Raw genomic sequence first — 12,586 nt, forward strand, 5'->3', positions numbered from 1 at the left:
GGGCGGGGGTGTTTTCCCAGTGACGGAGGGGATTTTTCTTCCGGAATTCAGAGAAGGCTCGGATCGAAAATCCATTTCCTGATGGTCGTGGCCGGCTTTGCGGTGAAGCAGGATATCAGTCCGAAATCGGCTTGATCACCTTGCACGGATTCCCCGCAGCGAACACGCCGGCAGGAATGTCCTTGGTCACCACGCTGCCCGAGCCGATCACCGAGCCGGCGCCGATCGTCACGCCCGGGCAGATCACGGCGCCGCCGCCGATCCACACGTCGTCATGGATGACGATCGGTTTGCCTGATTCGAGTCCCTTGCGCCGTTCGGCCGCATTCAGCGGATGGGTGGCGGTGTAGACCTGCACGGCGGGGCCGAACAGCACGTGGTCGCCGATGTTGACGGGCGCGACATCCAGCACGACACAGTTGAAGTTGAAGTAGACGTTCTGGCCCATGTTGATATTGGCGCCGTAGTCGCAGTAGAACGGCGGCTGGATCACGGCGTTGGATGGCTTGCCAAGCAGCTCGCCGATGATGCGCGTGCGCTGTGACGGGGCGCCTTCGGGCGAGTTGTTCAGGAGCGTGGTCAGTTCGCGCGCGCGCTGGCGCGCGGCGGCCAGTTCCGGGTCGGCCGGATCGTACAGCTCCCCGGCCACCATCTTTTGTTGTTCGGTCTTGTTCATTTATGATCCTGTAAAAAAAAGCCGCCCGAAGGCGGCTTTGCGATGGCGCGGTGCAGCCTTACTGGCCGCGCTTCTCGCGTGCCTTGGCGGCGATGCGCATGCGCAGCGCGTTCAGCTTGATGAAGCCGCCGGCATCGGCCTGATTGTAGGCGCCGCCGTCTTCGTCGAAGGTGGCGATGTTCATGTCGAACAGCGAGTCGGTCTTCGAATCGCGCGATACGACGATCACATTGCCCTTGTACAGCTTGACGCGCACCCAGCCGTTGACGGTTTGCTGGGTGTGGTCGATCAGGGTCTGCAGCGCGACGCGCTCAGGCGCCCACCAGTAGCCGTTGTAGATCATCGATGCGTAGCGCGGCATCAGGTCGTCCTTCAGGTGCGCCACTTCGCGGTCCAGCGTGATCGATTCGATCGCGCGGTGCGCGCGCAGCATGATGGTGCCGCCCGGGGTTTCGTAGCAGCCGCGCGACTTCATGCCGACGTAGCGGTTCTCGACCAGGTCGAGTCGGCCTACGCCGTGCTTGCCGCCCAGGCGGTTCAGTTCCGCCAGCACGGTGGCAGGCGACATGCGCACGCCGTTCAGCGCGACGATGTCGCCCTTTTCGTATTCGATGTCGATGTACTCGGCTTCGTCAGGCGCCGCTTCCGGGCTGACGGTCCAGCGCCACATCGATTCCTCGGCTTCGGCGCTCGGGTTTTCCAGGTGGCGGCCTTCGAACGAGATGTGCAGCAGGTTGGCGTCCATCGAGTAGGGCGCGCCGCCTTTCTTGTGTTTCATGTCGATCTCGATGCCCGCATCTTCCGCGTACTTCAGCAGCTTCTCGCGCGACAACAGGTCCCACTCGCGCCACGGCGCGATGATCTTGACGTCAGGTTTCAGCGCGTAGGCGCCCAGTTCGAAGCGGACCTGGTCGTTGCCCTTGCCGGTGGCGCCGTGCGAGATGGCGTCGGCGCCGGTTTCGCGCGCGATTTCGATCAGGCGCTTGGCGATCAGCGGACGCGCGATCGAGGTGCCCAGCAGGTATTCGCCTTCGTACACGGTGTTCGCGCGGAACATCGGGAACACGAAGTCGCGCACGAATTCTTCGCGCACGTCGTCGATGTAGATGTTCTCAGGCTTGATGCCGAACTTGATCGCCTTGGCGCGCGCAGGATCGAGCTCTTCGCCCTGGCCCAGGTCGGCCGTGAAGGTCACGATCTCGCACTGGTAGTTATCTTGCAGCCATTTCAGGATGACGGAGGTGTCCAGGCCGCCGGAGTAGGCGAGAACTACTTTTTTGATGTCGCTCATGGGTTTTTCCAGTGATGGGGTTTGAATGGTCAGCCGGCCCTTGGAAAGGCCATTCCCGCAACACGGGAACGACGGGCCGACGATAGAACATGGGTTGGTGGAATGGTTTATTTGTTCTCGATGCGGCCGAGCAGCAGGTATTCGATCAGCGCCTTCTGCACGTGCAGGCGGTTTTCAGCTTCGTCCCAGACCACGGACTGCGGGCCGTCGATGACGTCGGCGGAGACCTCTTCGCCGCGGTGCGCCGGAAGGCAGTGCATGAACAGGGCATCCTTGCTCGCCCTTGCCATCTTGGCCGAGTCGACGATGAAGCCGTCGAAGGCGGCCAGGCGTTCGGCGTTTTCCTTTTCGTAGCCCATGCTGGTCCACACGTCGGTGTTGACCAGGTGCGCGCCTTCGCAGGCGTCGGACGGGTTGGCGAAGAAGGTATAGCGCTCGGTCGACACCAGCGACTGGTCGATGTCGTAGCCCTTCGGGGTCGACACGTTCAGGTGGAAGCCGAACACTTCGGCCGCCTGCAGCCACGAGTACAGCATGTTGTTGGCGTCGCCGATCCATGCCACCGTCTTGCCGGTGATCGAGCCGCGGTGCTCGACGTAGGTGAAGATGTCGGCCAGTACCTGGCATGGGTGGTGTTCGTTGGTCAGGCCGTTGATCACCGGTACCCGCGAATTGGCGGCGAAACGCTCGATGATGTCCTGGCCGAAGGTGCGCACCATGATGATGTCGCACATGCGGCTCATGACCTGGCCGGCGTCTTCCACCGGCTCGCCGCGTCCCAGCTGGCTGTCGCGCGTGTTCAGGTAGATCGCGGCGCCGCCCAGCTGGTGCATGCCGGCTTCGAACGAGAGGCGGGTGCGGGTCGAATTCTTTTCGAAGACCATGACCAGGGTGCGGTCGATCAGCGGGTGGTAGATCTCGTAGTTCTTGAACTTCGCCTTGATCACGCTGGCGCGTTCGATGACGTACTCGAATTCCTCGCGTGTGAAGTCGGAGAGCTGCAGGAAGTGCTTGATCGGCTTGGTCGTGGACATGATGACAAGTGGATATCTGATATCCATTCAATTATAAGGGTTTTGCCAAAATGCCGTGAAACGTGGGCAACATCTCGGCAAGCCGGGTCGGCAAGCCGGGTCGGCAAGCCGGACGGCAAGCCGGGTCGGCAAGCCGAACGGCAAGCCGGGGGCCTTTAGTACAGCGTCTGGGCCGATTCGTGCAGCAGCTGCTTGTACAGGGCATGGCGGAACGGGGCGATTTTCCCATCCGCGACGGCGGCCAGCACCGCGCACTGCGGCTCGATCAGGTGGCGGCAGTTGTAGAACTTGCAACCGCCCAGGTAGGGCTTGAACTCGACGAAGGCGCGCTCGATCATGCCTTCGCTCAGGTGGTACAGGCCAAATTCCTGGAAGCCGGGCGAGTCGATGATCTGGGCGCCGCCGGGCAGCCTGTAAAGACGCGTGAAGGTGGTGGTGTGCTTGCCGGTGTCGAGGGCGGCCGAGATTTCGCGCACCGCGATGTCGGCGTCCGGCACCAGCAGGTTGATCAGCGAGGACTTGCCCATGCCCGACTGGCCGATGAAGATCGACGACTGGCCCGCCAGCAGCGGCATCAAGGTGGCTACCGCGTGCTCCGGGTTGGCGCGCGCCGAGACTTCGTGCACCGGGTAGCCGAGCGAGGAGTAGGCCAGCAGGCGCTCGCGCGCCTTCGGCAGCAGGTCGGCCACGTCGGTCTTGTTGAGGATCAGGTGCGGCTCGATGCCGGCCGCTTCCGCCGCCACCAGCGAGCGCGAAATCAGGTCGTCGGCGAAGCCAGGTTCGGTGGCCACCACGATGAACAGGCGCGTCAGGTTGGCCGCCAGCAGCTTGGACTTGTACTGGTCGGAGCGGTACAGCAGCGTCTTGCGCTCGGTGATCGCTTCGATGACGGCCTGGTTTTCGGACGTCTTGACCAGCTTGACGATGTCGCCCACCGCCACGTTGGTCTTCTTGCCGCGCGTGACGCACTGGAGCATTTCGCCTTCGGCATCGGCCAGGTAGTGGCGGCCGTGCGCCGCGATGATGGTGCCGTGCAGCCCGCTCATGCGCCAGCCCGCTGCGCGTACAGCGCGTCGGCTTTGGCGGCGCAGATGAAGTCGTTGTCGCTCAGCTGATTCCCGGCCGAGTGGGTGACGTACCTCACGGTGCAGCGGTTGTAGGTCACCTTCAGCTCGGGATGGTGGTCCTGGCGGTGCGTCATGAAGGCCAGCGCGTTCACGAATTCCATGGTCTCGTGATAGTCGCGGAACGCGAAGCGGCGTTCCAGCATGCCGTCGGCGACAGCCCAGCCGTCCATGCCGGCCAGGCGCGCGGCGATTTCGGCGGGGGCGAGCGCCGACGCGCCGTGGGTGCAGTTCATGTCCAGCATGCTCATCGCGCGGCCGCCAGGTTCAGTTGTTTGATGCGCACCGACGCCGGCGGGTGCGAATCGTAGAAGGCCGAATGCAGCGGGTCGGGCGTCAGGGTCGAGGCGTTATCCTCGTACATCTTGACCAGCGCCGACACCAGGTCGCGCGCGTCGGTGTGGGTGGCGGCGAAGGCGTCGGCCTCGAACTCGTGCTTGCGCGAGCTGATCGAGTTCAGCGGCGACAGCACGAAGGTGAACACCGGCAGCGCCAGCATGAACAGGATCAGCGCCAGCGCGTCATTGCTTGCGCCCAGCACCGGCTCGACCCCGAGGCCGGTGTAGAACCAGGTTTGTTCCTTCAGGTAGCCGAGCAGGGCGAGGAAGCCGAGCGACACGAGGAACATGACGGCGATGCGCTTGATGATGTGCTTGAGCTTGAAGTGGCCCAGTTCGTGCGCCAGCACCGCTTCGATCTCCTGCGGCGCCAGGCGCGCCAGCAGGGTGTCGAAGAACACGATGCGCTTGTTGGCCCCGAAGCCCGAGAAGTAGGCGTTGCCGTGCGCGCTGCGCTTGGAACCGTCCATCACGAACAGGCCCTTGGAGGCAAAGCCGACGCGTTTCATCAGGCCTTCGATGCGGGCCTTGAGGCTATCGTCGGTGAGCGGCGTGAACTTGTTGAACATCGGCGCGATCACGGTCGGGAACAGCACCATCATCAGCAGCTGGAAGCCGCTCCACACCAGCCATGCGTACAGCCACCACAGCGGGCCGGTCTTGTCCATCAGAGTCAACACGACCCACACCAGCGGCAAGCCGATCGCGGCGCCCAGCAGCACGCCCTTGACCATGTCGGCCAGCCACAGCTTCACCGTCATCTTGTTGAAGCCGAAGCGCTCTTCCAGCACGAACTGGCGGTAGTAATCGAAGGGCAGGTCGAGCACGCCGGACACCACGGCGAAGGCCGCGATCAGCGTCAGCTGGTAACCCATGCCGGGCCCGGTGGCGCCCAACACGGCCTGCGACAGGGCCTGTAGGCCGCCCAGCAGCGTAAAGCCGATCAGGATGGCGCCGCCGAACAGCGTGGCGACCACGCCGAACCGGGTCTTGGCGACGGTGTAGTCGGCCGCCTTCTGGTGCGCGTCGAGCGGGATTTTCGCGGCAAACTCGGCCGGTACGCGGGCCCGGTTGGCAAGCACGTGGCGGATGTGACGGTTCGCCAGCCAGAAGCGCAGCAGCAGCGTGACCGCGAAGAAAGTAACGAACAAAATCGAAAACACGAGTGAATACATTCTGTGCCTGTGAGAAAATGCAGGATTGTTTAGGCCAAGAGAGAATTATGTCACACCCCACCGAATTGGAAGCACCGGCAGCGCCCCAGCGCCCGAACGAATTCAACCTTGTATGGGTTGATATGGAAATGACCGGCCTCGATCCGGACCTTGACCGCATCATCGAAGTGGCGGTCGTCGTCACCGACATGCACCTGAACGTGCTGGCCGAAGGCCCGGTGTTTGCGATCCACCAGTCCGACGAAACGCTGGACAAGATGGATGCGTGGAACAAGGGTACGCACGGCCGTTCTGGCCTGATCGACCGCGTCAAGGCCTCGACCGTGACCGAAGCCGACGCAGAGGTCGCACTGATCGCTTTCCTGAAGACCTTCGTACCGGCCAACAAGTCTCCAATGTGCGGCAACACCATTTGCCAGGACCGCCGCTTCATGGCGCGCGGCATGCCGAAGCTGGAAGCGTTCTTCCACTACCGTAACCTGGACGTGTCGACCTTGAAGGAATTGTGCCGCCGCTGGAAGCCTGAAATCGTGGGCGGATTCAAGAAGCACCAGAAGCACACGGCGCTGGCCGACATCATGGAGTCGGTGGAAGAGCTGAAGTATTACCGCGAGCATTTCATCAGAATTGCTCCATGAAACCCTGTCCTTCGGGCAGGGAGTGAACGGAGCCGGGCGCGTAGCGCCCGCAGCCGTCCAAGTGAAAAAATGTGTTGAACTTTGTTGTTGGTTCACGGTCAAATTTTATAAGTGCCGCAGTGAGCGATTACGCGCTGGGGCATGATTCACCAGTACCGCTTTTTCCAATCCGCAGTCGCCATCGGCGAGGTCGAAAGATATCCTGCGGATTGAATGAGAAGCTGAGCTCGTTTCAGTTCGGCTTCCGTCTGGGGCATCAGACGCCAGCAGTGGGAATCCCCTTCCGTTCACCGAGGGGAGGATGTCAACAAGCTGTAACCCCAACGGCTATGGCCGCCGTCATGCCCGCCACTGGCGGGATGACGGGGCGCAAGCCGGCCGCAAATGTGCCCGCCGCGTACCATGCGGCCTGAGCATCGCGTCCCCGATTCCCGCCAAAACGGGTTATATTTCAAATGTTGCAACTACCCGCCCGGCCCGTGCGCCTGGCGGCATACACCATGCATAACTTCGTGCGTGCGGCAGGCGCGCGCCTGCTGGAAACCGGATCGCTCTACTGGCGCTGTTTCTACAGCGTGACGCTGACCATCCTGTGCTCGGCTGGGCTGGTGTTTATCCCGCAGGGCATCGAGTCGCTGCGGCTGGTCAGCCAGCCCGGCTGGAACTTCCCGGTCTTCCTGATGTCGGTGACGGTCTGGTCGTTGGCGGCCTGGTACAGCTCGCGCCTGACCCTCGGCCGCGTGTTTGCCGGCAACGCCATCGTCGACTGTTCCGACACCGCCTACGTCGAGTGGCTGCGCGCCTGGCTGCCGCGCATGCTGGGCGTGCTGCCGGCGACGCTGCTGACGGTGCGCTACCACCTGATGGGCGAGCCGCTGCTGGCCCTGGCCTGCGCCGGCGCAACGCTGGCGCTGGGCGCCTTCGTGCTGAAGCCGCGTAGCTGGTTCGATACCAAGCTCAGCCGCCTGCCCGGTAGTGAGGCCACGCGCCGCTTCGTCGAACTGCAGCGGCGTACGGTGGTCATGCTGGTCACCGTCATCATCCTGTCGTTCGTGCTGCTGGCCGCGATCTGGTGGCGGCCGGTCGAGGTGACCTCGGTGGTCACCGCGCCGGCGCTGCTGTGCTTTGCCTTCGCCAGCTGGATCCTGTTCGGCGACCTGGTGCTTATCTATTACTTCCGCCACCTGAACCTTCCGTCGATGGCGGCACTGCCCCTTGTGCTGCTGGTCGTGTTCAGCGCATGGAACGACAACCACGCGGTGGCGCTGCTGGACGAGCCGCCCGGCCCGGCAGCCAGGCCGATCGCGCCCGTGCATCTGCAGGCCTGGCTGGCCGAGCGCCGCAACAGCGGCGCGCTGGTGGCGGGCAAGCCGTTCCCGCTGTTCCTGGTGGCGGCGGAGGGTGGCGGCATCCGCGGCGCCTACTGGACCGCGCTGGTGCTGTCCAAGCTGCAGGACGACAGCCGCGGCCAGTTCGGCAGCCATGCGTTCGCGCTGAGCGGCGTGTCCGGTGGCAGCCTGGGCAATGCGGTGTTCGCCGCGCTGGTGGCGGAAGATCAGGCCGGCCTGCTTGCCGTCGCGCCTTGCGCGCGCCAGTCGCCGGCGCGCTACCAGGCTTGCGCGACGGCCGTGCTGCGGCGGGACTTCCTGTCGCCCATCCTTGGCTACTTGCTGTACCCCGACATGGTGCAGCGTTTCCTGCCGATGCCGGTGCCTGCGGCGGACCGGGCACGCGCGATGGAAACGGCGTGGCGCAGCGGCTGGGCCGAATCGGTCGGCAGCAATCGGCTGGGCGAACGCTTCGACCGCTTGTGGCAGGGGCCGCGCGGCCTGCAGGTGCCGTCGCTGCTGCTGAACGCGACCCTGGTCGACGGCGGCAACCGCATCATCGCCAGCAACATCGCAATCGACGGCAGCTTTCCCGACGCCTTCGACGCCTCGGACGAGCTGATCGACCTGCGCCGGATGAGCATGGCGACAGCGGTGCACAACAGCGCACGTTTCAGCTACATCAGCCCGGCGGGCACGGTATATGCCTGCCGCGAGGGCGGGCGGCTGGCGCCGTGCGCGCCCGGGCGCGAGCGCGGGCCATGGGGGAGGGTGATCGACGGTGGCTATTTCGAAAACTCCGGCGTCGAAACCGTGCGTGACCTGCTGTTCGCGATCCAGCCGGTGCTGCGCGCATGGCACGACGACGGCTATGTCATCGAGCCGGTTGTCATGGTGATCAGCAACTCGCCGGGTGCGATCGCGCCATCCGGCAAGCTGGACCCGAACACGGCGCGGATGGACGCGACCTTCCTGTCCGAACTGCTGGCGCCGCCGCTGGGCCTGTTCAATACACGTGCCGCGCGCGCCACGTTTGCCGTCACCGCCGAGCGGCGCGACATGAGCGTGATGGTGCCTTCCGACGGCGAGCGCTTCCTGTGGTTCGGCATTACCACCAACAACGACACGCCTCTGGCGTGGGCGTTGGCGGACCGCACCTTCGATGGCATCGACAACCTGCTGCAAACGCCGCAGAGCGCGCGGCTGCCTTTCAGTCAAGTGCAAAAGCGGCTACAGGGACGATAAAAACTTGTGCTCGAAACGCGTTTTTCAGCGCCAACTATGTAAAATGCCCGTTCTTAAGCTTTCACCGATTAGCGTCCAAACCCACCGTGCATATCACCACTGACCGCGCAGCCGAAGAAGCAACCATGACCGTGGCGCGAGGCATCGCCTCGGAACACCTTCACCACCGCGCGGATCTCTGCTCCATTTTCATGGACGCGCTGAGCTCGGTTCCACCCACGGTTTTCGACAGCGGCGAGCCGGGCGCAGGCGTCCGGACGCGCAAGTCTGGCCACATCACGATCGACTGGAAGCGCGTGTTCGCGCGCGCCAGCATGACATCGCTGAACCTGGTATCGGACGATGCGCTGGTGCTGGCCGACGCCGCGCTGGCGCTGTGCGCACGCCACGCTACAGGGCCGGCGCTCGCCCTGGGGGCGGAGGAAGCGGCCGTGCTGTGTGCGATCTGGAGCTACCGCAACGTCGATGGCCAGATCAACATCGAAGCCGCGTTCCAGGTGGCGCTGCAGAATTTCGGACTGCGCGAGATGGAAGGGCTGGACGAAGACCGGTTCCTGCCGATCCTGGGGGCGCTGGGACGCTTGCACATCATCGGCTGGTCGCGCGACATGATCACGATGCCCGACTCGGTGGAGCTGTCCTACGCATAGCCGCTTGTGTTGCCTGGCGCACGGTCAAGCCTGCGCGATGCCCTTAAGGTAGGGGCTGGACAAACCAGGAGGCAACCATGAGCAAGCGCAAACAGGATACCAGCGAGCAACTGCAACGCGAGCAGCAGCAGGTTCAGCAGCAAAACAACGAAAACCGCCAGCGCGCGGAAGAGGAAGAAGTGGCTGGCCGCCACAAGAATGATGGCCAGAAGGACCACAAGGGTGCGGACAAGGGGCCGCGCGGGCAGTGAATCAACTGACCATATGTGTTACACCGAAAACCGTCGTGCTCGCCATTGGCAAGCACGACGGGACACGGGTTTAGTCTTACGCTTGCTCTTTATCTGCTGCGCCCTCAGCGCCGCAGCACTTCTTGTACTTCTTCCCACTGCCGCATGGGCAGTCGTCATTGCGTCCCACCTTCGGCTCTTCGCGCTTGATGGTCTGCACCGCTGCCTTGCGGCGCGGTACCCAGAAGCGGAAGATCGCAGGCAGGTTCGCTTCGATCTGCTGCGCCAGCTTGTGCGCCTTGACCGGATCGTCCACTTCCTTCAGTTCCGCTTCCTCGATTTCATCGGCGCCAAGCAGGTAGATTGGGCGCATCAGCGGCGCCAGCTCGGATTCCCAGATCGGGTTCCAGGAGCCCGGGCGCAGTTCCATGCCTTCCCAGAAACCCCAGCACCACGCCTCGGCGTCCAGCAGCGGATCGCCATTGTGCTCGGCCTCGCAGAACAGCGGCTCGAATTCCTTCGGCGCCGCTTCGAAGGTCACCAGCACCTCGTTCATGAAGCGCATGATCAGGTTGACGATGCGTTCCTCTTCCTTGGCGTTCTTCCACTTCGGCGTGGCCGACGCGTCCTCGCCCCATACCTTCACCAGCCATTCGGCCGGCATGATGGTCTCCGGGCCGATCGCGATCGCGGTCAGGTAGCCGTGCAGGGTGTCCATCGTCATCGCGTCTTCGGAGCTGCGGTCGGACAGGAGGAACTTGTCAAGTTCGTCGAATTCTTTTTCGGTAAGGGGCTGGTCGAGTTGCATGGTGCGCTTCACAATAGGATTGAAGACGCTAGTTTAACCGCTTGTGCCTACGCGCGGGTCCAATGCATGATCCAGTTTTCCTGCCACGTCGCCCCGTCGTCCTGCGAGACTGCCTGGCGCCACCTGCACGAATCCGGTGTGATCTGGTCCCAGACGCCGCGTACGACGATGGGCGTGGCGCCATCGACATCGTCCGAATCCCAGGTTCCCGCACCGTCGACTAAGCTCCCCCACGAGGGCGATGGACCCATGATGCCGCTCTTGCTGTTCACCCAGTAATCCGCCCACAGCTTGCGCTCCACATTGAGCAGCCGCAGCCCCATCCCGCTGAAGTTTCGTGCCGGTATGCGAAGTTCTTCAACGCTGGCGATACCGCCGAGAATATCGATGACGCTGGCCTCGCCGTCGAACTGATCCCACTGATTGTCCTTCAGCCGGCGGTTCTTGATCTTCCAATTGCCAGCCAGGAAATCGAAGTCCCCCGCTGTGCCCGTTGCCCTTGGCGCAAGCCAAGTAGGTCAGAATCGGCAATCGGCCCTATTAATTCCGTGTTTTAACGGACGAGATGAGCGCGCCGCCTTACAATTGCGGCATGAACCCTGACGCTCCGCTTCACCCATTCTCCGGCCTCGGCCCCGCTGTCGTCCTCGATGCGCTCGACAGCGTCGGCCTGCGCGGCGACGGCCGCCTGATCGCGCTGAACAGCTACGAGAACCGCGTCTACCAGGTCGGCATGGAAGAAGGGCCGCCGGTGGTGGCGAAGTTCTACCGCCCGCAACGCTGGAGCGACGCCGCCATCCTCGAGGAGCACGCCTTTGTCGAAGAACTGGCGGCGAACGAAATACCCGTTGTGCCCGCGCTGGTGCAGAACGGCCGCTCGCTGCACGAATTCGGCGGCTTCCGCTTTGCCGTGTTCCCGCGCAAGGGCGGACGTGCGCCGGAACTGGGCGACCCGGCCACGCTGGAATGGATCGGCCGCTTCATCGGGCGCATCCACGCGGTGGGCGCGCTGAAGCAGTTCAATGAGCGCCCGGCGCTGACGCCCGACACCTTCGGCCGCCAGCCGCGCGACTTCCTGCTGTCGAACGGCTGGATCCCACGCGAGCTGGAGGCGGCCTACACAAGCGTGATCGACCAGGCGTTGGCGGGCGTGGCCCGTTGCTATGAGCGGGCAGGGGAGCATGCGGTGCTGCGCCTTCACGGCGACTGCCATGCGGGCAATGTGCTGTGGACCGACGCCGGCCCCCACTTCGTCGACTTCGACGACAGCCGCACCGGCCCCGCGGTGCAGGACCTGTGGATGCTGCTGTCGGGCGAACGCGGCGAGATGGTGCGCCAGTTCGGCGACGTCCTGGCCGGCTACGAGGACTTCTGCGAGTTCGATCCGCGCCAGCTATACCTGGTCGAGGCGCTGCGCACGCTGCGCCTGGTCCACTATTCGGCATGGCTGGCCAGCCGCTGGGACGACCCCGCTTTCCCGGCCGCCTTCCCGTGGTTTAACACGCAACGCTACTGGCAGGACCGCATCCTCGAACTGCGCGAACAGGTGGCGCTGATGGACGAGCCGCCGCTTTGGCCGGTGTAATCCTGCCAATGTAAACCCCTGCAAAGCGGCGATAAGGAGCGCTTTTTCCCGCCTTCTCGCCCATCGGCGGCAGCAGTGCGTGACGGATAATCATCGTTACCGCCACTCCCTTTGGCGCGACCGAGAGAAGACATGGAATCCGTACCAGCCCTGCACGACGACGCCAACCTGACCATCGACTTGCCTGACGCAGCTTGCGCGCCGCAGCAGGACGCCGATGTGCCGGGCGCCGCTGCGCCGGACCGTGCCAAGGTGGAGATGCGCGCCATCCATGAAGCGATCGCCCGCGTGGAAGCCGAGCGCAAGGCCTCGTGCGCCGCCGAATCGCGCGCCCACGCCGAGTCGCGCGCCCGCGCGCTGGCCGAGGAGCGCGCCGCGCTGGATGCCGCCGCCGCGGCCGCCGCCCTGCAGAACGCCCAAGCCTCCGAGCAAGCCATCGAAGCACACCGCGACCGCCTCGAAAC

General features: G+C 64.0%; 13 protein-coding genes and 1 pseudogene. 6 read left to right on the plus strand and 8 right to left on the minus strand.

The genetic code is table 11. The features are described from left to right. Positions 1-115 precede the first annotated feature (115 nt). The 6 genes from D3872_RS23625 to D3872_RS23650 form a co-directional block, all read right to left on the minus strand. Positions 116-676: a sugar O-acetyltransferase gene (locus D3872_RS23625; RefSeq protein WP_119813061.1), complete on the minus strand. Its 561-nt coding sequence runs from the start codon at positions 674-676 to the stop codon at positions 116-118. A gap of 58 nt (positions 677-734) precedes the next feature. Then, positions 735-1,967 (minus strand): argininosuccinate synthase, encoded by a 1,233-nt coding sequence (locus tag D3872_RS23630; protein WP_119813062.1) that lies wholly within the window; start codon positions 1,965-1,967, stop codon positions 735-737. A 107-nt stretch (positions 1,968-2,074) separates the two neighbouring features. Then, entirely contained in the window at positions 2,075-3,001 is a 927-nt protein-coding gene (gene argF / locus D3872_RS23635) for an ornithine carbamoyltransferase (protein WP_119813063.1), read from the minus strand. 155 nt (positions 3,002-3,156) lie between these two features. Beyond that, positions 3,157-4,047, minus strand: a complete 891-nt coding sequence (gene rsgA, locus D3872_RS23640; RefSeq protein WP_119813064.1) for a ribosome small subunit-dependent GTPase A — start codon at positions 4,045-4,047, stop codon at positions 3,157-3,159. Next, on the minus strand, positions 4,044-4,376 hold the full coding sequence (locus tag D3872_RS23645; protein WP_119813065.1) for a 4a-hydroxytetrahydrobiopterin dehydratase: 333 nt from the start codon (positions 4,374-4,376) through the stop codon (positions 4,044-4,046). The genes rsgA and D3872_RS23645 overlap by 4 nt, the downstream gene beginning before the upstream one ends. Further along, complete coding sequence (locus D3872_RS23650) at positions 4,373-5,638, minus strand: M48 family metallopeptidase (protein ID WP_119813066.1); 1,266 nt, start codon at positions 5,636-5,638, stop codon at positions 4,373-4,375. Before D3872_RS23650 ends, D3872_RS23645 begins: the two co-directional genes overlap by 4 nt. Positions 5,639-5,685: 47 nt before the next feature. Here D3872_RS23650 and orn point away from each other — a divergent pair, with 47 nt between their 5' ends. The 4 genes from orn to D3872_RS25895 all read left to right on the plus strand — a co-directional run bounded on the left by orn (position 5,686) and on the right by D3872_RS25895 (position 9,750). Further along, entirely contained in the window at positions 5,686-6,276 is a 591-nt protein-coding gene (orn, locus tag D3872_RS23655) for an oligoribonuclease (RefSeq protein WP_119813067.1), read from the plus strand. A gap of 455 nt (positions 6,277-6,731) precedes the next feature. Continuing rightward, positions 6,732-8,849 carry a hypothetical protein gene (locus D3872_RS25890; RefSeq protein WP_182915912.1) on the plus strand — a complete coding sequence of 706 codons (2,118 nt, stop codon included), beginning with the start codon at positions 6,732-6,734 and terminating at the stop codon, positions 8,847-8,849. 86 nt (positions 8,850-8,935) lie between these two features. Further along, a complete protein-coding gene (locus D3872_RS23675; protein ID WP_119813070.1) occupies positions 8,936-9,499 on the plus strand; it encodes a hypothetical protein in 564 nt (187 codons plus the stop codon). A 77-nt stretch (positions 9,500-9,576) separates the two neighbouring features. After that, the gene (locus D3872_RS25895; RefSeq protein ID WP_182915913.1) at positions 9,577-9,750 is read left to right on the plus strand and encodes a hypothetical protein; all 174 of its coding nucleotides are present in this window, start codon (positions 9,577-9,579) and stop codon (positions 9,748-9,750) included. A gap of 76 nt (positions 9,751-9,826) precedes the next feature. Here the strand turns inward: D3872_RS25895 and D3872_RS23680 are convergent, their stop codons facing one another. Further along, on the minus strand, positions 9,827-10,537 hold the full coding sequence (locus D3872_RS23680; protein WP_119813073.1) for a UPF0149 family protein: 711 nt from the start codon (positions 10,535-10,537) through the stop codon (positions 9,827-9,829). A gap of 47 nt (positions 10,538-10,584) precedes the next feature. Next, entirely contained in the window at positions 10,585-10,860 is a 276-nt protein-coding gene (locus tag D3872_RS23685) for a hypothetical protein (protein WP_119813071.1), read from the minus strand. Positions 10,861-11,129: 269 nt separating this feature from the next. Between D3872_RS23685 and D3872_RS23690 the strand changes: the two genes are divergently transcribed. Both D3872_RS23690 and D3872_RS26840 read left to right on the plus strand, forming a co-directional pair. Beyond that, positions 11,130-12,122 carry a serine/threonine protein kinase gene (locus tag D3872_RS23690; RefSeq protein WP_229459498.1) on the plus strand — a complete coding sequence of 331 codons (993 nt, stop codon included), beginning with the start codon at positions 11,130-11,132 and terminating at the stop codon, positions 12,120-12,122. Positions 12,123-12,254: 132 nt separating this feature from the next. After that, positions 12,255-12,586 (plus strand): annotated as a pseudogene (locus D3872_RS26840) (hypothetical protein); the annotation flags it as partial.

Source organism: Massilia cavernae (assembly GCF_003590855.1).
GTDB lineage: Bacteria > Pseudomonadota > Gammaproteobacteria > Burkholderiales > Burkholderiaceae_D > Telluria_A > Telluria_A cavernae.

Excerpts from the sequence above, each read along its gene's own strand:
- D3872_RS25890 (WP_182915912.1), top strand. The coding sequence starts at position 6,732 with ATGTTGCAACTACCCGCCCGGCCCGTGCGCCTGGCGGCATACACCATG.
- D3872_RS25895 (WP_182915913.1), top strand. The coding sequence starts at position 9,577 with ATGAGCAAGCGCAAACAGGATACCAGCGAGCAACTGCAACGCGAGCAG.
- orn (WP_119813067.1), top strand. The coding sequence starts at position 5,686 with ATGTCACACCCCACCGAATTGGAAGCACCGGCAGCGCCCCAGCGCCCG.
- D3872_RS23625 (WP_119813061.1), bottom strand. The coding sequence starts at position 676 with ATGAACAAGACCGAACAACAAAAGATGGTGGCCGGGGAGCTGTACGAT.
- rsgA (WP_119813064.1), bottom strand. The coding sequence starts at position 4,047 with ATGAGCGGGCTGCACGGCACCATCATCGCGGCGCACGGCCGCCACTAC.
- D3872_RS23685 (WP_119813071.1), bottom strand. The coding sequence starts at position 10,860 with ATGGGGCTGCGGCTGCTCAATGTGGAGCGCAAGCTGTGGGCGGATTAC.
- D3872_RS23680 (WP_119813073.1), bottom strand. The coding sequence starts at position 10,537 with ATGCAACTCGACCAGCCCCTTACCGAAAAAGAATTCGACGAACTTGAC.
- D3872_RS23645 (WP_119813065.1), bottom strand. The coding sequence starts at position 4,376 with ATGAGCATGCTGGACATGAACTGCACCCACGGCGCGTCGGCGCTCGCC.
- D3872_RS23690 (WP_229459498.1), top strand. The coding sequence starts at position 11,130 with ATGAACCCTGACGCTCCGCTTCACCCATTCTCCGGCCTCGGCCCCGCT.
- D3872_RS23650 (WP_119813066.1), bottom strand. The coding sequence starts at position 5,638 with ATGTATTCACTCGTGTTTTCGATTTTGTTCGTTACTTTCTTCGCGGTC.
- argF (WP_119813063.1), bottom strand. The coding sequence starts at position 3,001 with ATGTCCACGACCAAGCCGATCAAGCACTTCCTGCAGCTCTCCGACTTC.
- D3872_RS23630 (WP_119813062.1), bottom strand. The coding sequence starts at position 1,967 with ATGAGCGACATCAAAAAAGTAGTTCTCGCCTACTCCGGCGGCCTGGAC.